Origin of the sequence: Sphingopyxis sp. JAI128, from assembly GCF_014207235.1 — a bacterium.
Taxonomy (GTDB): Bacteria; Pseudomonadota; Alphaproteobacteria; order Sphingomonadales; family Sphingomonadaceae; genus Sphingopyxis.
Map to the genome: position 1 here is coordinate 20,335 of NZ_JACHDA010000010.1, position 21,974 is coordinate 42,308.

Annotated in this window: 19 protein-coding genes and 1 tRNA gene; 6 read left to right on the forward strand and 14 right to left on the reverse strand. The window is 64.9% G+C overall.

The window, feature by feature from the left end:
- Window positions 1–7 precede the first annotated feature (7 nt).
- On the reverse strand, window positions 8–1,921 hold the full coding sequence (locus HDC35_RS18760) for a DUF4365 domain-containing protein (RefSeq protein WP_184648919.1): 1,914 nt from the start codon (window positions 1,919–1,921) through the stop codon (window positions 8–10).
- A gap of 228 nt (window positions 1,922–2,149) precedes the next feature.
- Between HDC35_RS18760 and HDC35_RS19765 the strand changes: the two genes are divergently transcribed.
- Window positions 2,150–3,709: a Fic family protein gene (locus HDC35_RS19765; RefSeq protein ID WP_184648920.1), complete on the forward strand. Its 1,560-nt coding sequence runs from the start codon at window positions 2,150–2,152 to the stop codon at window positions 3,707–3,709.
- A 308-nt stretch (window positions 3,710–4,017) separates the two neighbouring features.
- Here HDC35_RS19765 and HDC35_RS18770 read toward each other — a convergent pair whose 3' ends face one another.
- Both HDC35_RS18770 and HDC35_RS18775 read right to left on the reverse strand, forming a co-directional pair.
- Entirely contained in the window at window positions 4,018–4,200 is a 183-nt protein-coding gene (locus tag HDC35_RS18770) for a hypothetical protein (protein ID WP_184648921.1), read from the reverse strand.
- A gap of 1 nt (window position 4,201) precedes the next feature.
- Entirely contained in the window at window positions 4,202–8,302 is a 4,101-nt protein-coding gene (locus HDC35_RS18775) for a hypothetical protein (RefSeq protein WP_184648922.1), read from the reverse strand.
- A 245-nt stretch (window positions 8,303–8,547) separates the two neighbouring features.
- Here HDC35_RS18775 and HDC35_RS18780 point away from each other — a divergent pair, with 245 nt between their 5' ends.
- Window positions 8,548–10,725 carry a hypothetical protein gene (locus HDC35_RS18780; protein ID WP_184648923.1) on the forward strand — a complete coding sequence of 726 codons (2,178 nt, stop codon included), beginning with the start codon at window positions 8,548–8,550 and terminating at the stop codon, window positions 10,723–10,725.
- A gap of 114 nt (window positions 10,726–10,839) precedes the next feature.
- Window positions 10,840–11,715 (forward strand): RES family NAD+ phosphorylase, encoded by an 876-nt coding sequence (locus tag HDC35_RS18785; RefSeq protein ID WP_184648924.1) that lies wholly within the window; start codon window positions 10,840–10,842, stop codon window positions 11,713–11,715.
- Between the two features lie 54 nt (window positions 11,716–11,769).
- Here HDC35_RS18785 and HDC35_RS18790 read toward each other — a convergent pair whose 3' ends face one another.
- From HDC35_RS18790 to HDC35_RS18825, 8 genes are all read right to left on the reverse strand, one after another.
- Complete coding sequence (locus HDC35_RS18790; RefSeq protein WP_184648925.1) at window positions 11,770–12,717, reverse strand: hypothetical protein; 948 nt, start codon at window positions 12,715–12,717, stop codon at window positions 11,770–11,772.
- Between the two features lie 182 nt (window positions 12,718–12,899).
- Entirely contained in the window at window positions 12,900–13,028 is a 129-nt protein-coding gene (locus tag HDC35_RS19900; protein WP_311770800.1) for an SLOG family protein, read from the reverse strand.
- 49 nt (window positions 13,029–13,077) lie between these two features.
- Complete coding sequence (locus tag HDC35_RS18800) at window positions 13,078–14,118, reverse strand: hypothetical protein (protein WP_184648926.1); 1,041 nt, start codon at window positions 14,116–14,118, stop codon at window positions 13,078–13,080.
- 101 nt (window positions 14,119–14,219) lie between these two features.
- Entirely contained in the window at window positions 14,220–15,200 is a 981-nt protein-coding gene (locus HDC35_RS18805) for a phospholipase D-like domain-containing protein (protein ID WP_184648927.1), read from the reverse strand.
- A gap of 336 nt (window positions 15,201–15,536) precedes the next feature.
- A tRNA-Arg gene (locus HDC35_RS18810) sits at window positions 15,537–15,613 on the reverse strand.
- Between the two features lie 189 nt (window positions 15,614–15,802).
- Entirely contained in the window at window positions 15,803–16,315 is a 513-nt protein-coding gene (locus HDC35_RS18815; RefSeq protein ID WP_409437963.1) for a DUF1178 family protein, read from the reverse strand.
- Window positions 16,275–16,535: a glutaredoxin 3 gene (gene grxC, locus HDC35_RS18820; protein WP_184648928.1), complete on the reverse strand. Its 261-nt coding sequence runs from the start codon at window positions 16,533–16,535 to the stop codon at window positions 16,275–16,277. Before grxC ends, HDC35_RS18815 begins: the two co-directional genes overlap by 41 nt.
- Before the next feature lie 4 nt (window positions 16,536–16,539).
- A complete protein-coding gene (locus HDC35_RS18825; protein WP_184648929.1) occupies window positions 16,540–17,397 on the reverse strand; it encodes a ComF family protein in 858 nt (285 codons plus the stop codon).
- A 108-nt stretch (window positions 17,398–17,505) separates the two neighbouring features.
- Here HDC35_RS18825 and HDC35_RS18830 point away from each other — a divergent pair, with 108 nt between their 5' ends.
- Entirely contained in the window at window positions 17,506–18,297 is a 792-nt protein-coding gene (locus HDC35_RS18830) for a class I SAM-dependent methyltransferase (RefSeq protein WP_260397844.1), read from the forward strand.
- Between the two features lie 24 nt (window positions 18,298–18,321).
- Here HDC35_RS18830 and HDC35_RS18835 read toward each other — a convergent pair whose 3' ends face one another.
- A complete protein-coding gene (locus tag HDC35_RS18835; RefSeq protein ID WP_184648930.1) occupies window positions 18,322–18,750 on the reverse strand; it encodes a (deoxy)nucleoside triphosphate pyrophosphohydrolase in 429 nt (142 codons plus the stop codon).
- Window positions 18,751–18,816: 66 nt separating this feature from the next.
- On the opposite strand from HDC35_RS18835, the gene HDC35_RS18840 reads away from it, so the two are divergent.
- Window positions 18,817–18,987 (forward strand): Flp family type IVb pilin, encoded by a 171-nt coding sequence (locus HDC35_RS18840; protein WP_184648931.1) that lies wholly within the window; start codon window positions 18,817–18,819, stop codon window positions 18,985–18,987.
- A 147-nt stretch (window positions 18,988–19,134) separates the two neighbouring features.
- On the forward strand, window positions 19,135–19,302 hold the full coding sequence (locus tag HDC35_RS18845; protein ID WP_058804135.1) for a Flp family type IVb pilin: 168 nt from the start codon (window positions 19,135–19,137) through the stop codon (window positions 19,300–19,302).
- 84 nt (window positions 19,303–19,386) lie between these two features.
- Here the strand turns inward: HDC35_RS18845 and HDC35_RS18850 are convergent, their stop codons facing one another.
- Window positions 19,387–20,886, reverse strand: coding sequence for a M48 family metalloprotease (locus HDC35_RS18850; RefSeq protein WP_409437964.1), 1,500 nt, complete (start codon window positions 20,884–20,886; stop codon window positions 19,387–19,389).
- 135 nt (window positions 20,887–21,021) lie between these two features.
- Complete coding sequence (locus tag HDC35_RS18855; protein WP_058804136.1) at window positions 21,022–21,969, reverse strand: acetyl-CoA carboxylase carboxyltransferase subunit alpha; 948 nt, start codon at window positions 21,967–21,969, stop codon at window positions 21,022–21,024.
- Between the last annotated feature and the right edge of the window lie 5 nt (window positions 21,970–21,974).

Here is a 21,974-nt window from a genome sequence, read left to right on the forward strand (position 1 = left end):
CGCCTTGTCAGGCGCCGCCCAGACCTTTGATTGTCATCGTATGATAGTCGTCGCCATCGAGCATGCGCAGCGTGAAGCCGCCCGTTGCCGGGCGTTCGGCCTCTGCGATGATCGCAAGCGCCGTCGCATCGAGCGCCGCGAGACTCTCGTCGGAGATGTCCTGCCCGACCAGATCGGCTCGGAGCTTGTCGTAGGCTTCGGCACCCTTGTGGTGGATCGCTATAGTGAGGATGCGGAGCATCATCGCCTCGTCGCCCGTCGCCATCGCGCTGATCGCGGCATTGGCCCAGGCGGTTTCGCTGCCGGGGTCGATGAAGGCGGAGAGAAGGAAATGAATGAGCGCGCCCTCACGCTCGCCCTCCTGGAAGCCCGCAACGCCGAGCCGGAAGTGCAATTCGGGATGAAGTGCGTCGACGTCGCGGGCGAGCGCCGCGAGATGGGTCGGATCGGCGACACCCGCGCGCAGCGCGGCATTGGCCTCGGCGCGGCGTCGCGGAACGGTAACGCCATGGCGCGCGACGAGCCAGTCGCAGAGCATCAACTTAAGCTCGGCTTCCTCGATCATTGCTGGCGCGGTGCAGCGCGCCGCCGCGTCTTCGAACGCGCTGCGCGCCGCGTCGATCGCGCCCGACAGCATCAGCGCGTCGCCGAAGAGAAAGACGAGCTCGGCTTCGCCGGTCCCGTCGATGCGAAGCGCCTCTCGATAGCCGCACACCGCGCCGGCATAATGGCCGGCGAGAAAGAGGATGCTGCCGAGGTCGCGCGAGAAATAGCCCGCACGCCAGTATGCGGGTCGCAGCCGGCGCGCGCGATTGTAGTGCGAGAGGGCTCGGGCGTAGCCTTGCTGGCTGCGATAGAAATTGCCGATCGAATAATGCGCGGCGGCTTCGCTGTTCGATTCAGACCCCCGCGCCGCGGCGACCGACGCTTCGAAAAAGGCGTCCATCGCGGCGCGGCGCCCCTCGTCGCCTTGAGGAGCCTGCGAGATCGTGAGCGCGATCGGACCGTGGTTGATGTGGCTCTGGTCGTGGAAGCCGTTGATCACTGCGAGACGGACGAGCGCTGGCAGGTCGCGCGCCAGCGCTTGGCACGCCGACAGCCCGAGGCTGTCCTCACGCGACGGCAGCCCGCGCTCGATGAGGAGATGCGCGACGGCCTCGGCCTGGCGGGCGAGCCGCTGGCGGTGGAGGAGCCGGACGAGGGCATAGAGGGTCGCGGTGACATAATCCTCGGGCGCCGGCTCGATGAGGTCGAAGGTGACCCCGGTGAGCGTATCGATCCCGACCGCGAGGTATGCGGGCTCGGGCCGTACCGAAATCTCGACGGGCAATAGGTCGCTGCCTGCCCGTACAAGCACGCCATGGCTTGCGGAAATGGCGGCGGCAAACGCCCTATCGACGGCGTAGCGCGCGGCTTGCGGCAAGGGGTCAAGGTCGATACGCAGCGGCAGCGCGGCACTGGGCGCTAGCGCGACAAGGCCGCGGCGCACCTCGAGAGTGCGGCGAATGATGTCCGGCGTGGTCTCGGTCCAGCGTTCGCTCTCGCCGAACCGATAGGTGACGGTCTTCTGCCCTTCGGCGATGTCGACGCGCGAGCGGATATTGGAGGCCCACTGCCAATAAAAATCGTCGGTGATGCTGCAATAGCGCACGACGGCGGTGGGCAGGTCGAGCGAGCGATAATAATCGAGCTCGTCGATCTCAAGGCGAACGCGGTCGGCCTTGGCGGCTTTGTCGGTCGCGCGAAGCTGGATGTTGAACGCGAGGCCGGTGGAGGGGCCCGCATCCTCGAAGATCTCGACCCCGCCGTCGATGCCATAGTCGGGGGTTTGGGCGCGATAGGCCCATGCCGACGGCAGCGCGTCACCAAACCGGCGGATTGAAAGTTCTTCAAGAATATGGGGACGGGGGCGCTGCGGCATCCTCTCCCTATGCTGCCTCGCGCCTTGCGCGACAACCGCCGGAATATCCGTAATGCGAACACAGCAAAAACATAGCATTATGACCTGACGATAGCCGGCACGATAACCTAAATATGGCGCAACAGAATAACCTAACATCCGGCTTGCATAATAACCTAAAACTCGTATAGCGAGAAAACCTAAAAAGCGTCCAGCATAAAAACCTAAAACTTACCCCGGAGGCACAAAATGGCCACTCCTCAGGAAAAGCTCGCCGACGCGCTCGAGGCGCTGCACCAGTTGCAATTGCAGGACCGGATCGCGATCCGCAGCGAGGATCTCGACCGCCCGCAGCGCGAACTGCTCATCAAAAACGGGTTCCTGCGCAGCGTGATGAAAGGCTGGTATATCGCCAGTCCGCCCGAAAGCGCGCAGGGCGAGAGCGGGATCTGGTACACCGCTTACTGGAGCTTCTGCGCCCAATATCTCGCCGATCGCTTTGGCGACGACTGGTCGCTCACTCCCGAGTTGTCGCTCGCGCTCCAGACGGGAAACCGGACGGTCCCGCGCCAGTTGCTCGTCCGCGCCGAGAAGGCCGGCAATAAGGCGACCGGCCTGTTGCTCGGCACCTCGCTCTTCGACACACGCGCCGCGCTTCCCGACGCTAACGACCTCGTCGTGCAGGACCGGCTGCGGCTTTTCTCGATCCCCGCCGCGCTGATTGCGGCAAGCCCGGGCTATTTCGACGCGAACCGGATCGACGCGCGCGCAGCGCTCGGGACGATCCGCGATGCGTCCGAGCTGCTCGAGCGGCTGCTCGCGAAGGGCCAGAGCGTCGTTGCGGGCCGGCTCGCGGGCGCCTTCCGCAACATCGGGCGCGACCGCATCGCCGACGACATCCTCAAGGCGATGGACAGCGCCGGCTATCGGGTCCGCGAAGTCGATCCCTTCGCCGAGAGACTCGCAAACGCGATGCCGCTGCGCGAACGCTCACCTTATGCCGCGCGCATCCGCCTGATGTGGGAGGCAATGCGCGGCCCAATCATCGAACGCTTTCCCAAAGCGCCGGGGCTCCCCGCCGATATCGAGGCCTATCTCCAGCGCGTCCAGGATGTCTATGTGACCGACGCCTATCACTCGCTCTCGATCGAGGGGTACCGGGTGAGCCCGGAGCTGATCGAGCGGGTGCGCACCGGCGTCTGGAATCCCGACCTCGATGCCGCCGACCGCGAACTCAGGAACGGCCTTGCCGCGCGCGGCTATTGGCTCGCGTATCAGGCGGTCCTCGCCAGCGCTCGCAAGGTGCTTGGCGGCGCCAATCCCGGCGAGATCGCCGATGCCGACCATGGCGACTGGTATCGCGAGATGTTCAGTCCGAATGTCCAGGCGGGTTTGATCGAGGCGAAGGATCTCGCGGGTTATCGCAGCGGGCAGGTCTATCTGAGCGGGGCGCTCCATGTGCCGCTCAGCCCCGACGCGATGCGCGACGCGATGCCAGTGTTCTTCGAAATGCTCAGCGAGGAGAGTGACGCCGGGGTCCGCATCGTCCTCGGCCATTTCATCTTCGTCTATATCCATCCTTATATGGACGGGAATGGACGAAGCGGGCGGTTCCTCATGAACCTGATGCTCGTCGCGGGCGGTTATCCGTGGACGGTCATCCCCGTCGAGCGGCGCAGGGCCTATATGGCCGCGCTCGAGGCGGCGAGCAGCGCGCAGGATATCGCGCCCTTCGCCGATTTTCTCGCGGACCTGGTCGAGCGCAGCCTCAAAGGCGAGGCGGCAGCCCAGCTGCCCGCCGCGGCCTGAACGCGCGCCACGTCCTTCCCGGGGACGGACGCGGTCGGCGTGTCAGGTAGCGGGCTTGCGTCCGCGTCCAGCCGCCTTGGCCGCCAGCGCCGAGGCCTAGCTGGGCCCCGGTCGCGTCTGCGGCGGCCGAGGCCGGTCTTCTTCGCAAGCCGCCGCCGCGTTTCCGCATGGCTGGCGGCGACCATCGGATAATCGGCGTTCAGACAACAGCGCGCGCGATCGTTCTCCGGAGTCAGGCATTAGACGACAGATGACGACGCAGCGATTTGAGTTTTTGCCGTCGATCAGGCTGACGATATAGTCGGGTTTCATCGAAAAGCTGACCGGGACTGCCGGTACATGCGCAGGAATATCGATGGCGCGCGCGCTTTGCACTTGCCGGCGAGTTCGCTGACCGACGCATGGATCGCCTTCAGAACAGCGGCCGCCTCGTCGGCGCTGGCACGCGTGTTCGGATTACAGAGCCACGCGATCGTCAGTTCGGCGGCCACCTCACCGTGTCACCGGGGCAGACGGGGGAGCAGGTTTGGGTTTGGGTTTGGGTTTGGATTTGGGTTTGGGTTTCGACTTCGGCTTGGGCTTGGGCTTAGGTTTTGGCTTGGCCTTTGGTTTCGACGTCTCGGGCCGTGGCGGCGGCTCCGAGACATCGAGCACAACGACGGCAATCGTCTCGCGAAGAGACTCGGGCAGCCGCTCGATCAGCAATGCCTGTAGGGCTTCCGGCGTCTCCGGGAGGCGTCCGCCGCCGGGCAGCCTAGGCAGCGCACCCCATTTGGTCCCGAACCAGAATATCAGATATATTCCATGCCCGCTGCTGTCGCCCGAGCGCGCATAGGGGACAAGCTGATCGTCGATCGCCGTCCAAAGTTCTTTGTTCCAGTGACGCTTGACCTCGACCGGCAGCCGCGCCGCTCCTTCGCCGATGATGAACATGTCGGCGCGCCGATCGTTGGCGCTGCGCGCCTCGGTGGTCGTCCGCTTGACAGGGATACCATAGCGCTCGAGCCGGTCGCGAAGCCGGTCGGTGAGGATGTCGCGGCAATCATTTTCGACCTTGGGCCGGTTAAGCCCGCGCCCCGGCCGATTCCAGAAGCTTCGCCAAGGCGAAGTATCGCCGTGGCGGATGTCGTGGGCGAGTTCTTCGATCACATGATGGACGAGCGCGCGCAGATCGGCAGCGTTCGCAGGCGGCCCCGCAGCGAGCGCCGCCGCGACGGCGTCGGGCGGCGGCGGCGTGAAGCGCGCGTCGCGATAGGCACGCTGCTGCTGGTCCTGATGGTGGCGCAGCGTCTCGTGCCAATCCGCCAAGGCGGGTTCGGAGATCAGGCGGGCGAGTGCCTCACCGGCTTCGAGCGTTGCGGACTGCCCGAGCTGGACGAGCGCGCCGGACACGAGTTCGGACAGCTTGTGGACCTTCTGACCGCCGCGCCGCGGCTGCTGGCCGGGCGCGACGTGACGGATCAGGGCTTCGGATCGTGCGACGGTCTTGTCGGCCGCGGCGGCGAGAAGGAACCCATGATGGCCATCCCAGAGACGCGCGAACAGCGCCTCGCCTTCGGCGCCGCTGAGATCGCTGGCGAGAAGCGCATGATGGCGCTCGGGATCGAGCGCGAACGCGGCGAGCGCCCAGATCGCGCGCGCGCCCTTCAAATCGGGCGCCACGAGCGCGGCCTCGGCAATGCCGAGAAGGTCGCCCGGCGGCATCGAGACCGCTGCCAGCTCAAGCGCCTCGCGCACCACGGCGGGCGGCATCGCGATCGCGCTGCGCAGCAGCGCGGCGACGGCGCCGGCGACAACAGGCTGATTCGCGTCGAGATACGAGGCTTGCGGCAGGTCGTCTGCGCCCGCTTCGATCGCGCCGACCCAGAAGCTCCGGATCGCTTCGGCAGCCGCGGAATCGCCGTAAAGATGCGCAAGTGCGATTTCGCGCAGCTCGTCCCCCTTGGCGTTGCCGGCGTAGCTATGGGTGAGCAGACGAAGCGCGAGCGGCACGCTGAGGTCGAGTGACTGACCATCGAGCAACTGCCATTCGGCCCAGGCAATGATCATCAGCTCCGCAGTTGGCCGCTGCGACAGCGTCGTTGCCGCACCGACATCGTGCGGCGATATCGCCCGCGCGCCGAGCAAGCGCTGCCACCCCTCGCGGATCGCCGCGATGAGTGTGGCGTCGCCGCCAAGCCAACTCTCCATCCGCTCAAGCCCGGTCGGTGCGTCGTTGCCGCGATAGCCGTTGTAGATGTCGCTCGCATAGCCGAGCCACGCTTCCTTCGAACCGTCGCGCAGGCCTTCCATATCGCCGGCGAGGAGCAAGCGGTCCTTCGCATTGGCCGCGTCGGTCGCGGCCTTCTCGTCCTTCCGCCGTCCGGCGCGCCTCCGCTGATAGTCGGGGATTTCGCTCTGGGTCATCGCCCGGAGCCAGTCGGCGACGGCGGCCTTCCCCTCGAGCGCGGCATGGAGCCGCCAATAGAGCGCCGCATGCTCCTCGAACGGCTGGACGAGATAATACCCGATCTGCGCGGCGGCGGCGAGCGCCGCGGGGTCGACTTCGGCCTCAACGGCCTCAACGGCCTCGATCGCAGCGACGCGCAGCGCTTCGGAGGGTTTGCGGCCCGAGAAACGGTGAAGGTCCATGTCGGCGCGCCACAGCCGCTGATCGCCTCGCTGGACCGCGGCGTGCAGCGCGTCGAACAGCGCCTTTTCATGCCCGCCGTCGCGATCGAGCCAGTTCGCGACCGCAGCCTGAACCTCCTTCTCGACCTGTTGCTCGTCATCGATGCCGGTGTTGAATAGCCATGAAAGCAGGCGGGCCGCGTCGAGCTCCATGGTCTTCCCGATTGTCGCGCCGAGGACGCGCGATACCAGCGCGCGGATTTCAAAGGAGCGCGCAACGCCGCGCTCGGACGGCACGGCGATCGGGGCATCGAAGAGTGCGGGAAGCGGATGATCGGCGAGCGCGATGCCGAGGGTGCGGGCATAGCCCATCACCCCGTCCCCGGTTGCCGCATAATCCTCGATGATCGTCCGGACCTCGTCGACGGTGATGGCAGCGGCGCGCACGAGCCCCGCCGCGAGCTCGACGCGCAGCTCGGCGGCGGTGCCCACAGGCTCGGCGACGATCGTATCGAGCAGGCGGCGGCGCGCAGCGGGCGTGTCACCAACGATGTGGAGCCAGGCGTCGACCGCGCGGCGCCGCCCATAATGATCATTCGATGGTGTCACCGCGATCATCTCGACATCGTCGGCGAGTGAATGAACACGCCTGCCCGTTGCGAGCGCTTCGAGGACCATCGTCCGACGGTGGGCGGTTTCGGACGGGTCGCGCAAGATGGCCGCGAGCGCGGGCGCGATATCTTCGCCCGCCATCCCGCCCACGGCGCTCGAACCGCGCACCGCCGCAAGAAACCAGGGGTCGCCGCGGCCGACGAGGTCGAGGAGGCGTTCGCGCTGTGCGGTCGGCAGCGCCGCCGCATCACCGTGCAACAGGATCGCTTCCGGGTCGAGTACGAGGAGCGGCGCCGCGAGATGAGGCAGGCGCGACTGGGCAAGCGCCGCGACGAACCAGGCGAAAACGCCAGTGAGTGCGGGCGCTGGACGATCGTTATCGCCGTTCAGGAAGGCGAGCGCGCGATAGACCGGCAGCCCCGGCGTGGCGGGATCGGGCGGCACGACCGCGCGGGCGAGCGCGCGGCCCGCAAGAAATTCGGCGATGACGCGGTGGCTCGGCTGAAAGGTGACGCTATCGCTCTTGAACATCGCGGTATCGACCGCGGCGCGCAACGCCTCGGTGTCGATGCGCGCCGGCAGCAGGTCGCCGCGGGTGACGACATGCGGATGCGGCGCTTTTGTCGAGTACATCCAGAGGTCCTCGCGGCCCGAGAGCAGCAGGATGAGACACGCCGCTTCGGCGGCTGCCTCGATCAGCGGCGGCGGCGGCCGATCGGCGCGTTCGGGGTGGTCGGGATTGACCTCATAGCTCATCTGGCGCGCGGCTTCGCCGAACAGCGCTGCGCGCGTATCGAGCGGCACGTCGGCCCCGGCTATCGTCTGCTTCAGCAGGAGAAGCGTCGCGGGGTTGCCGAGCAGGGCGCCCGCGCCGAGGCCGTGGATACGGTCGATAAAGCTTGCCGGATCGGCCTCGCCGAGCGCCCCGAGCAGCGCCCCCTGTTCGAAGCGGTCGAGGAGATCGAGCTGGAGCGTCGCGTAAGGGCCGAGCTTTTCCGCAAGCAGGCGGACATCGGGCGGTTGCAGCGATATCGCGCGGCAAGCGATCCGCCAGCCCGCATAGGCCGACTCGGCGAGCGCTTTGACCAACGATCTGAGGCGGTCGACGCCATCTTCGCCGATGCGATATTCTTCGAGCGCGTCGATGAAGACGGTCGGGCCCGGTGGGCGCGTGCCTTCGACAAAATCGACCGCGCGCACCGGGACGGTGCCCGCGGCCGCGGCCTCCTGCGCGAAGGAGGTCGATTTGCCAATGCCGGGTTCCCCGAGCAGCACGTAGCGCGGAAGCGCGCGTTGCTCCGAGAGGCGGGCAGACGCTCCGCTGTCGGCACCAACCTTGCTGATGCTGCGATCGAGCGGCGCAATCGTCATGGGCGGTGGCGGGCGGCTGGAAAAATTTGGTGACGCATGGCGGGCTTCTGCCCGAGCCAAGCGCCGCGGCAAAGTGTCATTTGATCCACTTCCTGCAATGCTGGCGAAAACCCGCCCTTTCTATGCCGCACAGCGCCAGTCGAGGGGATGATAATATTTGCACCAAAGTCGATGCTATCGAGCATTCGCCAAATAATCGTGTAGAATACCGCCCACTGCCGAAGCTAAAATGTCAGGGGGGTGGAATGGGCAAGCCTCGTCATGCGATCGTTCTAGTTCATGGACAGGGCGAACAGCGGCCGATGGAGATGGGCCCGCAGTTCGTCGAGCATGTCTTCATGGCCGACTTCGATCCCGCCACTGCTTCGGCTGCCGCGAACCCGCAGGTCCGCTGGGTTGCCGAAGACCAGCCGGCGATCGACGAACAGCGGCGCATCGAAGTCCGCTTTGCCGACAACCGCCCAGACTTTGATGTCTTCGAACTTTACTGGGCGCCGCTGATGGGCGACAGCCGATCGTCGCATTTCCTGATGTGGTTTTTCGGTCTCCTGCGTCGGCCGCGCAGCGATATCCCCAAGCGCGTCCGCTACCTCCACACGCTCACCATCGTGCTGATCTGGGCGATGCTTCTGTTTGCTGCCTTCTATCTCTACACCACCTTTAGTTCGCTCATGCCGGTCCAGATCGTCCAGATCGCCGCGAACGACTATCGGGATATCCTCGAATTCTCGTTCGATTGGCGGTTGGCTGCAGTTTTATCCGGATTAATGCTGTTCGTCGCGGCGACCGTCTCGATCGTGCTGCGCAACTATGGCTGGTGCGTCAGCTTTCTCGTGCCGTGCATCGCGATTTGTCTGGTCTCGCCGCTGGTGATCGGATCGTCGACGGAAATCGAAAACGACGTCGACTGGATCAAGCTCCAGAGAGACGAGGCCGGCTTCAACATCTGGGGTCTCAAACTGACGAACGGCAAGGCGACTGCCGGACCGATTTCCTCGGCTGCCGCGAATGTCAGCCGCTATCTGTGCAGCGCGTTCGAGCCCGCCGATGAGGACGACGAACCTCGCAAACCCGCCGGGAGCCTGCTTCCCGACGATATTAAGGGGTCAGTGCCAGAAACGGCGATCAAGCCCGAAGCCGAAATAGACCTCGGACCGGAAACGGACGCGGCCTCGGGGGGCAACGGGATGATCGGGGATGACTTACCCCGCCCGCCGGAGACGCCCGATGAAGCGAAAAGGCGTGCAGAGGACGACGCCAGGGAGAAGCGCGCGGATGAGGCTGGTATGAAAGCGGTCGCGGCAGTCCAGGCTGCGGTCGATAAACTTCCGCCCGACGAGGTAGAGGAGGAGCCCGAGCCCGCGTCCGTCGATTTAGACGATGCGCTCGAGGCGCGCCGCGACGTCAACCTGTCGACCAACCGGCCCCTGACGTGGGACGACATGAAGCCCAATCGCGGCGCGCAGCTCAAGGACATTTGCCTGGCGCCGGTTGCGGTTACCAATCCGGTGCTGTTCGCGCGCGTTGCCGACAGTGCGCACATCCTGCTCTCGACGATGATCATCGTATTTGCCGTCTTCTTCTACTGCATCTGGCGCGCGTTCCTGCAGGTCTTCATCGTCGATATCATGGGCGACAGCGCGCGCTATCTGAACAGCCACCCGAAGAATAATATCGCGCGGCACAATATCCGTCAGTCGGGCCTGACGCTGCTGCGCGCGCTCCACAAGAGCGGGCGCTATGACCGGATTTTCATCTTCGCGCACAGTCTCGGCAGCATCGTCGCCTATGATGCGCTCCGGCAATATTGGGGCCATGTCGCAAGTGAGGGCGTGGCCGCTGACGCCAGCGCAGTGACCAATGCGCGCGCGAAAGCGAAAGCGCTTGACGAGGCCGAAGCCCCAGTGGAAGCCGTCGACGACTGGCAGGCGGCGCAAGACAGGATTTTTGCCTCGCTCAGCAGAAAGTGGCCGATCAGCGATTTCGTGACGCTCGGCTCGCCACTGTCGCACGGCAGGTTGCTGCTCGAAACATCGTCGGATAGCGTCCATGCCTCGGGCCGCTTCGTCAGCCAGCGCGACGTCACGCGCTCGATCCTTGCCTGTCCGCCGGTTGACCGCGAAACACCGTCGACAAGTCTGTCGCCATCGGAAATGTTCCTCGTGGTCCGCTGGACGAATCTCTTTTTCGACAATGATGTCGTCGGCGGCACCGTCGCCGTCGATTCCGACGGGCTGTTGTTCGGAAGAGGGGTGAAAGACCTCAAGTTCAAACCAGGCGAGCAGGCGGCGCCCGGAATATCGCACAATAGTTATTGGCTGAGCCGCCTGAAGCCGACCGAGTCCGGCGCGGTGCCCTGGCTCAACGAGATCCGTAGGATTTTGGGAGTCGATCTTCCGCACGACGGGGCGCCCGAAGCCTAGCACGCCGGGCAGCCCGCAAAGCCGCCTTCAACGCGCACGCGCAGGGTGTTAGAGCTGCGACGTTCGTGGCTGTCGCGCCGCCACGATCGCCGCGCCCGATGAGAAAGAGAGACGATGGAGCTCGACGATCCCGCCATTCCTGAGTTTGCGTCATGGCGAAGCTATGCCGATTTCGCCGACCGGGTGCGGCACGGCAACCGCTATATCTGGAGCGACGCGATTCAGGCGTTTCTCGACACCGTCATCGCGACGATCACGCAGCGCGACCAGGTCCTCCAGGCGGGGCGTCACTTTTTCCGTGCGCAGCGCGGGGTGGTCTATGAGGACCATCATGATGCCGATGGCAATTGGACCGGCGAAAGCATCTATGGCTATCTGCCGGACCGGATGAAGCCGCTGCCGCGCCGCGCCAAGGAGGGTCGCGCCAACCCCGCGGGCATCCCCGTGCTCTATCTCGGGAGCACGGTGGAGACCGTCGTATCGGAGGTCCGGCCGTGGATCGGAGCCGAGATTTCCGTCGCACGAGGCCGGCTGATTCGCGATCTGCGCACGCTCGATCTCTCGCTCGGCCACGGCCAGTCGTCCTTTGCCGGTCCGGTTTTCGCGCATATCATGGGTGGAACGCCGCTCAGCGCTGCCGAGAAGAAGACCGCAGTGTGGACCGATATCGACAACGCCTTTTCAAAGCCGGTGACGCTTTCAGACGATGCCGCCGACTACGTGCCGACGCAGATCCTGGCCGAGCTTTTTCGCGCCCGGGGCTATGACGCAATCGCCTACAAGAGCTATTTCGGCGAAGCCGAGGGCTATAATATCGCGGTGTTCGACCCGTCCTCGGTCGAGATTATCACCTGCGCGCCGTATCGCGTCGAAACGATCAAGGTCCAAGCGGTGTCGATCGGCGAAGACTGGATCACGCCGGAGCCGGGCGCGAGCGCCGACGACGGCGAGGATGATGAACCGGATCTGGCAGGTGCCGACGAGGCGTGAACCGACTGCTCGCCGCGACGGCGGGCGACAATCGCTCGCAATCCGGAGCACCCTTCAGGGCCTGGGGGCCGCATCGGGCGGCGATTCACGGGGATAGGGATAGCTGGCCATCCGGCTGTCCGAAACGGTCAAGTCATAACGCTCGATGAAGGTCAGGAATTTGTCGCGGTCCTGATTGTACGAGTCGCCCCAGCGTCCGATCCCGTCGGCGACGCTCGTGATGAGCCCAAAGAGATTGAAAGGCTTGGCACCGGTCGCAAGTGCAGGAAGCGTCGCGAGCGTGCCGACATAGGGCAGGATCGGCGAGACCTTGCCCGCGATCACCTTGCGCGACGCCAGGTTGGTCATGTTGAGGATCGAATTGCGAAACTCCCAGAGCTCTTCGCCGGTGATCCCGTTCGGAGTCAGGTCAACATAAGTCTCGATCCAGCGCGAGAAATTGCCCGGGACATCGCCATATTCGGTGAAGGCGAGCGTATCGATGCACGACATGAGCAATTTCGCGGACGAGACATAGAGTTTGGCGTTGAAGAGCGCGCGGATCGCCTTGAAATAATCGTCGTTGATCAGCTCGGTGAAGCGGATCTCGCTGCCTGACGCGTAATCGACAAGATAGTCGGGAACCGCGCCCTGGCCAGGCAGCGCGCTGACCTGATCGCCGCGGAACGGCTCGGCGCCGATTATGACGTCGATCGCGGGCTGGCCGTCGACGATTGGGGTCTGACCAAAGACCGGGCTGCGCCCGGCATGGAAATGCGCAAGGCCCTCTTCGAAGAAGCCCAAGACGTCGCCGTGGCGCTGCGCGGCACGCCATTGCTCGGGCGTGAAGGCGCGCGGCAGGGTAAAACGCCGCGCGAGCGCATGATCCGCATCGACGCGGAGGCGCAGATACTCGGTTTTCTCGTCGTCGGTGCCGCTGATGCGATGATGGCGGATGCCATATTCGCGCGCGACCCCGGCGTCGAAATAGACGAAGATGTTAAAGATGCGCTCAGAGCTCATTGATTGATCTTACGCGCGCTGGAGCCAAAGCAGAAGCATCGAGCGGGCTCCTCGGCAGGCAAAGTCGCGGCGTCCGGCCGCGGCCGCGAGCGGACAGCCTCAGCCGGGCTTCCAGACGCCGATCTCCATGGCGCGGGCCTTGTCGGCGATATTGGCGCTGATTCAGCTTCCAGGAAAGGCGATCACGCCGACGGGAAGCTCTCGAGCATGCGGTCGTTGCGCTTGAAGGGGGTCGCCTTGCCATGCTGCGCCCAATCGGGACGGAAGACAATCGTGGCGACACCGCGCTCGCGGGCCCAGAGCGACGCGATATGCTCGGCGCCGCTCGGGGTTCAGCGCCGCGGATCGTCGCTGTCGTCGTCAGCCAATTTCTCGATGCCAGGCCTTCTCGGAATGATCGGGATCGCCGATAAGGATCAGCCCATCTTTGCCCGCGCTTCGGTCTTCCCGCAGTCGCGCGCCGTCACCATCGGGCGTGAACTCCCCCAGGAAGCTGAAAAGGTCGCCAGCGGAGCGAGCGTCGTTTATACTGCGGACGAGCTTGTAGACATGTCTATCGATACCGAACCGCCAACCCGGCATGAATTCGATCCCGATATAATTGCCACCGATTTCGCGGGCAGAGACTTCGAACAGAGGGTCCAACACACTTGCGTAAGCTTGCCGGATCAGCCGCGGCCATTCCGCGACATAATGGTAGGACCGGTTTGCCGGCGGATCGGTAATTTGCCCGATCAGGCCCGATTGATCGAAGCCGAACACGCACGCCGTGCGCGTAACAGGGGGGATCCCGTTTACGGAGGCGACTTTGCAAGCTTGCCGAAGCGCCTTGTTTCGCGCTGCGTTGATATCCTTCTGGGTAACGCCTTGAGCGTTAAATCCGGCGCGGCCCTTGCTTTCGAGGACATGAACCTGGCCAGGTCCCGAAAAGGCAAGAAAATCGGGTTCCGATTTGACGCCAGCCGTCACTGAATGTCTGAAATATTTCGGCATGGTCTTCGGATATTCTCCGCTGACCGAAGACGGGACCCAGGACCCGGTATGCGATTCAAGCGGTACCACGACATGAGCTTTGAGGTGGGTTTGAGCAAACCAGTGAGTCAGGGTTTCGCCGAGGAGAAACGCGTCGCTTTTCCTCTGGGACGACGTCAGATGCATGAATCCGGCAGTTGGGAAAAGATCGGACGAAAGCAGGCTGTAGATTGTCGCGACACCCCGGAGCGACCACCAGAATGGCCCGCTCAGATGATGCGCCGGGTGGCTTGGTCCGAGTGTGATCAGCGATCGCGCGAGCGCGAGCCGGGTAGCGCTAATCGTCGTCACGCCAGACAGATGCTGAAAGCCTGTAGGAAAGCCGGTGCAGACGAGTGCCTTGTGTCCTGAAGAAAATGGATGCGCCATGCCCGGGATGTGAAGGGCCTGACGTCAAAAGTCGATCCTGATCCTGACGAAACGCAGTCTTCCGGCGAAGCAAATACCCGGGGCGCTGCGCTCGAAGGACACTAGTCCATAAGCTTGAGGGCGTCGATGAGCGGGATGAGACGATCGCCCGCGCGGTCGAGGATGCTGTCCGCTGCCGCAATGAGCCGCGCCTTCTCGCCTCGTGTGACGGGGAAACGGCGTCCGCCGATCTCGATCACGCCGCGCACCGCGATCGTCATCGACGTCCGGCCCTTGTACGGCATTTTCAACTCCGTAGCGCGCGCGCAGCCCCAGCTTCGCGGACGGTCCCGGTCGCGGCAATCGAGATCGATCAGCCAGTCGTCTTTCGATATGCCTTCGAACTGTAAACCCCAGGATTTGCGGAAGTCCGGCGCCTTCCGAGTATTGGGCAGTCGCGCCGCCGATTTGAACGAGCGAAGATCTGCGGCAAGATCGTCGGGCAAAGGCCGGGCATAAGCCGCGACATAGACTTTAGCGAACGCATCTGGCGCAGCCTTTGCCGCCTCGAAAAGCGGTGTTCCATGCGGGAGGTCGAACAGCATCGGCGGCAGCGCCGCGCGCGCCTCCTTCGCCTCCGCGATCGCTGCGCGGGTCACGCGCTTCGTGTTCTCCCTGTCGCTCCAAAGCTCGTCGAACATTTCAGCAACGTCGTGCACGAATGTCGGCTCTTTGCTCAGAACATTGGCCTCGATCCATCCGAGCGCTGCCGTGCCTTCGACGGTTAGTCCATTTGAGGATGCGTTCGACGACCCCACGATAGCCGCATCCGGCGTCGCATAGATTTTGGCATGAAGGCGCGCATTCGAGCGAACACGGATTTTGCGGTCGAGCAGCGTTTCAATCACGCACGGATTGCATCCGGGATGCGACAAATTGCAGATGACCCGGACCGGCGCATTATGTGAAAGGCCAAGCCGGTCTGGAGCACCCGTACCCCAGAAGGGAACGGCTATGACCCCCTGCCCCGACGCCTTGAGCGCCGACTTAAAAACCCGGGCGACCGCATGTTCGCGAAGCAACTTCGGGCCCGCTAGCATCATTCTTCCTCCCGGGAATCGCTCCATCGTCGCTTGTTGATAGGACGATTTCTGGCGACGAGCGAGATGACGCCGCGAGTCCAGCCGTGCACGAGATCGAAAGGTCCGCGATGCGAGCCGGAAGAGCGAGGTCTCACGGCTGCAGAAAACATAAGGTCAGGCGTGTATTGAATTGCCCGGAGCACCGCGGAAATCTGCTTGTAGTTCCTTCCGATGTTGTTCCAATTTTGTTGCACGGACCTGCCGAGAGCCGAGCGAACCCACGGAAATCTGCGGTATTACACGTAACGCCACGGAATCACGTTTCCGAGAGAAAACCCCGCTAAGTCATTGAAAAGATGGTGCACCCGGCGGGATTCGAACCCACGGCCCCCAGATTAGGAATCTGATGCTCTATCCTGCTGAGCTACGGGTGCGCCGCGGTTCGTGTAGCGGCGGGCGACGCACAGCGTCAATCGGCTCGATCAATTAACTTCCCGGCACGTCGGCGCCCGGCGCACGCGGCGGCGCGCGCGCGATTCTCGCGCTGCGCCAGCTCTTCGTATCGGCAAAGCGGAACGGGCTCGGGCGCTGCGGGCTTCGGCGCCGGGCGTTCGTCGCGGCGGTCAGTTGATCGCATCGGGGGGCGCGATCGGCACGAGCAACGGCATCGCGGCGATCCCGTCGTCGCGCAGTCCTTGCGCTTCCTCGGGCGATGCCTGACCATGAATCAGGTCCTCGGCGACGCGGCCTTCGTGCATCGCCCGCGCCGCATCGGCAAACTCGCGGCCGACCCAGCGCGATCGCGGCAACATTTCGGCCTGCTTTGCCGCAATCTCGGCGATCACCTTGCGCACCAGCTCGGGGGACGGGTCGCCGGTAGCCGGCGCGGCGGCCGGTTGGGCGGGAACGGCGGAGAGCTGGTTCGACTTGGCGCCGACGCGCGGCGCCATCACCGCTTTGCGAACCTCGCCATCGCCGCAGACCGGGCAGGCGATCAGCCCGCGCCCCTGCTGGTCGGCAAAGCTGTCGCTGCTCGCGAACCAGGCTTCGAACCGGTGGCCGCCGGCGGCGCAACAAAGGTCGAAGACGATCAATTCAGCCAATCCCGAGCAGGGGGTCGAGCCCGCCACGCGCATCGAGCGCCGCCATGTCGTCGCTGCCGCCGATATGTTTGCCGTCGATGAAAATCTGCGGAACGGTACGCGAGCCGCCGGCGCGTTCGACCATCGCGTCGAACCCGGCGCGGTCCATCGTCACGTCGATCTCGCGATATTCGATCCCCTTGCGATCGAGCAGCGCCTTCGCGCGCGTGCAATAGGGGCAAAGGAATTTGGTAAAAACTTCAATCTTGGCCATCTGGCTATCCTGTCATCGCTTGGTCTCTCATATCGGAATCCAACGTTGCAAAGTCAAATATGTTGCCCCTCATCAGCGCGTCGGGAACAACCCGCGCCCAGGTCAGGGCGGATACCCGCGCCGCGCCGCTGCGCCGCAAAACCCGCGCCGCCGCGCGCAAGGTCGCGCCGCTTGCATGGACATCGTCGACAAGCACCAGATGTTTTCCCGCAGCACGCGATTTCGCGCCGGGCGCAAGCGCGAACGCCCCGGCGACGACGCGCGCGCGTTCCTTCCGCCCCTTGCCGCGCAACGGCGCGGTCGCGCGCGTCCGCAGAAGCAAATGATGGTCGCGCGGCGTACCGGCGATCCGGGCCAGTTCGTCGGTCATCAAGGCGGCCTGGTTGAACCCGCGCGACCAGAGCCGCCAGCGATGGAGCGGTATCGGCACCAGCAGCATCTCCGCGTCGCCGGCCAACGCCGCGAGGGGCCGCGCCATCAGCTGCGCCATCAAGCGGGCGTGCCCTGTCCGCCGGCCATATTTGAGCCGCAACGCCACCGTCCGCGCAACCGTGCCATAGGCAACCGCCGCCGGGGCGCCGTCGAAGGGCGGCGGACTGGCAAGGCACGCGCCGCACGCCATCCACGTGCCGGGCAGCGCAGTGGGCAAGGGGATCGAGCAATGGGCACAGGCGGGTCCGCCCATGAAATCGAGCGACGACCAGCACGCCACGCAAAATTGCCGGTCTTCGCCGACGATCAGGCCGCAACCGGGGCAGCGCGGCGGCAAGGCATAGTTGACGGCCGCGCGCATCGCGCCGCGCACGCCGCGAAGCAGCGCGCCCGCGGCCGCGGCTTTTTCTTCGACTTCCCCCGTCGCCATCGCCATCCCCCGCTTGTGAAGCATGGCAGAGGACGGCACAAGCGGCGCATGTCCCAGCCTCCCCGCCCGCTTTTTTCTTCCGCACGCCATCGCGCCCAGCGCGACCGTATGGCGCGATTGCCCCCGTCGGCGAATTTCCTCGCGCCGATCGTCGCCGAAACCCTGCTCGACCGGTTGACGATGGTGACGCGCGAATTTCCCCGTACCCTGTTGATCGGCGCGCACGACGCGGCGCTCGCCGACCATCTGCGCGCGACCGGCACCACCTTGACGATGATCGAGGCGGGTCCGCGGCTCGCCGCAACGCAGGGCGCGATGGCGGTCGAGGCCGACGCCGTCGACCTGCCCTTCGCCAGCTTCGACCTCATCGTCTGGCCCGGCGGGCTCGACGGCATCAACGATGTGCCGGGCGCGCTCGTGCGCCTCCGCGCCCTGCTGGCGCCCGACGGCCTGCTCCTCGGCACGTTCGTCGGCGACGGAAGCCTGCCGAAACTGCGCCGCGCGGTCATGTCCGACGGGGTGCGGCCGGTCGCCCGGCTGCATCCCCAAATCGACCTCGCGGCGATGGGCAATCTGCTCCAGCGCGTCGGTTTTGCGCTGCCGGTCGTCGACGTCGAGGCGTTGTCGGTGCGGTACGGCGACTGGTTCGCGCTGGTCCGCGACCTCCGCGCGACGGGGCTGTCGAGCCGGCTCGATCCCGCGCCCCCGCCGCTGACCCGCGAGGAAGTCGCGCGCATCGCGGTCGCCTTCGGCGCGCAGGCGGATGCCGACGGGCGCACTGCCGAGAGCTTTCGTCTCGTGCATTTCAGCGGCTGGGCACCGCATCCCGACCAGCCGCAGCCGGCCCGCCGCGGCAGCGGGTCGGCGTCGCTCGCCGAGGCTTTGAAACCGAAAAGCTAGGGCCGGCTCCCTAGGGTCAGGACCCTAGATCAACGCCTCGAGCAAGCCGATCAGCGGCTTGTCGGCGGGCGGCATCGCCAGCCCGTGCAGTTCGACGGGACGCACCCAGCGCAGCGCGCTGGCGTGTTGCGCGACCGGCGTGCCGCGCCATTTGCGGCACACATAGAGCAGCAGCAGCAGATGCCGGTCGCCCAGCATGTCGCTGGCGAAGCAGGCGGGCGCAAGGCAGGCCTGGTCGACGTCGATCGCCAGTTCCTCGCCCAGTTCGCGGATCAGCGCCGCTTCGGGCGTCTCGTCCGCCTCGATCTTGCCGCCCGGAAACTCCCACAGCCCGGCCATCGGCAGGCCTTCGGGCCGCTGCTGCACAAGTAATCGTCCGTCGCGGTCGACCAACGCCGCGGCGACGACGGCAAGGCCATTTTTTGGCGGTTTTCCGGGGCTGGACACGGACAAATTGTTAACCTTCCTATGCGAATAAGGGAACCCTCGGGAACTATAAATTCAGTCAGGGGTGGAACAATGCGCAACATTTACAGGCTGATGCGGTCGACCAGGGCCGCGACAGCCGTCGAATATGGGCTGATACTGGCCCTCGTCTTTCTGGCGGCCGTGACCGCTGTCGGCAATGTGGCGAACTCGACCGGCAGCATGTGGAACGATGTTTCGGACGCGGCCCAGAAGAACATGTAACGCCGCCGCCAACGTCCCTTTTTTGGACAAATCGGACGTAGCGACCTCCTTGGCACATTAAGATTTTCAAAACCTATTCGCCCTAGAACCGCAGATGTTGACCCAGACCAGACCGTCAACAGGGTAAGTGAAATCAGGAGACCAGTCATGAAGTTCATCAAGAAATTCGCTCGCGACACCAAGGCCGCGACCGCCATCGAATACGGCCTGATCGCCGCTCTCATCGCCGTCGCCGGCATCACCGCGATGGGCGCCGTTGGCGACAGCGTCGAAAACACCTTCAACAAGGTCGATAGCGGCCTGAAGAAGACCTAAGCTTTCTGACGTTCGGCCCGCTTCGCCGGGCCAACCGAAAAGAAAGGGCGGTGGCTTTGTCACCGCCCTTTTTTGTCCGCGCGCCTATCGGCTGGCGTAGACGACGATCTTGACCCGTTGCCCCGGGGTCAGCCGGCTCGATGCGGTCAGGCGGTTGAGCACCTGGAAACGTTCGGCCTGATAATCCCTGTATGCCATGCGGCGGGCAAGGCTTGCCACCGTGTCACCGCGCCCGACCGTCACCACGTCGATCCGCCGCAGCTTGATCGCCGCCGCCTCGGCCGCGCTCAGCCGACGGACGCTGCCGAACATCGCATTGAACGCGCCGCCGCCGCCTGCCTTGGTCAGCGTGACGAAATGAAAGGCGCTGCTGCGCGAAAATTCATAGGCAAAGACGGTCACATCGACCTGCCCCGACTGGCTGTTCACACGCGCGGTCGAATAGAAGGCGGGAATGCCGTTCACCGTCGTCCGCTGGATCGTGCCGGGACTGATCGCGGTGTTGCCCGCAACCGCCTTGAACGCGGCAGCGATATAAGCGTTCATGTCGCCGCTGTAGGGGCCGGTCGTGAATTGCGCCTGCCCGCCATTACCGCTGATCGACACGGCGGTGGCGCCGTTCTGCATGCCATATCCGTTCGGCACGGTGAACCGCAGCCGAAGATCGGGGTGGAGGAAATCGCGCCCCTCGACCACACCCTGCGCGGGATCGTCGCCAAAAAGCACGCCGTCAACCGATGCGAAAAAGGCGTCGGCGTTGCGGTTGCCCCCGCCGCCGCCGACGCGGCGCGCCAGCGTCTGCGCGTTGCGCACGCGCGACGCGGGATCGGGGTGGGTGCTCGCCCATTCGGGCAGCGAGCGCGCATCGCCCCCCGCCAGCCGCGCATCGAGGCTGGTCTGCGCGGCGAGGCTGGCGAGCATCGTCGACAGCGCGAGCGGATCATAACCCGCGCTGCGCAGGTACTGGACGCCGAGCTGGTCGGCCTGCAATTCCTGGCTGCGCGAAAAGCCCAGCGTGAAATATTGGGCGACCTTCATGGAATTATTCTGGAGCAAACCGCCAAGCCCGCCGAGCAGCCCGCCATTGTCGCCGATCGCGCCGCCAAGCACCGCGCCAAGCACGCCGAGGATGGTGTTGCGCGTCGCCGCCGACTGGCGTTTCTTGCTGTGCTGCGCCGCGACATGGCCGACTTCGTGACCGAGCACCCCCGCCAGTTCGGCCTCGTCGTTCATCAATGCCATCAGCTGGCGCGTGACATAGACATAGCCGCCGGGGATCGCGAAGGCGTTGTTCACCGGCGAATTGAGCAGGGTCACGGTGAAATCGTTCGGGCTGCGCGACAGGCCCGACTGGACGGCGATATTCTGTCCGATGCGGTTCACATAGGAGGCCTGCGGACCGTTATAGGCGCCGCCGAACTCCTGGAGGAGCTGCGGATGCGCCTCGTCGCCCTGCTTGCGTTCGGCGGGCGAGATATTGGTCTGCGTCTTGATCGCCTTCAACTGCGCATCGGCCGCGCCGGCGATCGCGATACCCCCCATCGCCAGCGCCGCCGCCAGCGTCTTTCCGGTCGTCCAGCTCATCGAAATGCCTCCCACTCGATCGTTCGCTCGGGACTATTCCCCTTGCGCGACAAGACAAGCCCCCGATGGACCGCAGCCTGCCGTTTTCGGTAAAAGAACGCCAAGACCCGCGATCGGGTTCCGGCGGGAACGCTGCTAAGCGCGCCCCATCGCAAGGAATTTTTCCTCACGCGCGGCAAGCAATGTATCGCGCGGCAGGCCTGAAAGCGCGCCCAGTTCCTGTTCGATCGCATCGCCGAGCGCGGCGATGGCGACGTCGGGCGCACGGTGGGCGCCGCCGACGGGTTCGGGAACGATGCGGTCGATCACCTTCAGCCCCAGCAGGTCCTGCGCCGACATCTTCATCGCCGCGGCGGCGTCGGCCGCCTTGTCGGATGTGCGCCACAGGATCGACGCGCAACCTTCGGGCGAAATCACCGAATAGACGGCATGTTCGAACATAAGGACGCGGTTCGCGGCGGCCAGCGCGATCGCCCCGCCCGATCCACCTTCGCCGACCACCGCGGCGACCATCGGCACGCCGAGCGCAAGGCATTGTTCGGTCGAGCGCGCGATCGCTTCGGCCTGCCCGCGCTCTTCGGCCTGGATGCCCGGAAAGGCGCCCGACGTATCGACCAGCGTGACGACCGGCAGGCCGAAGCGGTCGGCGAGCTGCATCAGGCGGATCGCCTTGCGATAGCCCTCGGGCTTCGCCATCCCGAAATTATGCTTCATGCGCGACGGGATATCGTCGCCCTTTTCGTGTCCGATCACCATGACGCGGCGGCCGCGAAAACGTGCGAGCCCGCCCAAAATCGCCTGATCGTCGGCAAAATTGCGGTCGCCGGCGAGCGGCATCCAGTCATCGAACAGGCCCGCGACATAATGTTTGAAATGCGGGCGATCGGGGTGCCGCGCGACCTGTGTCTTTTGCCAGGGCGTCAGCTTGGAATAGATTTCGCGCAACAATTTCGAGGACTTGTCCTCCAATCGTGCGATGTCGTTGTCGATGTTGAGCGTGGGGTCGTCCCCCATCTCGCGCAGTTCGGCAATCTGGCGATCGAGCGCCGCGACCTGTTTTTCGAAGTCCAGAAAGGCTGTCATGCGAA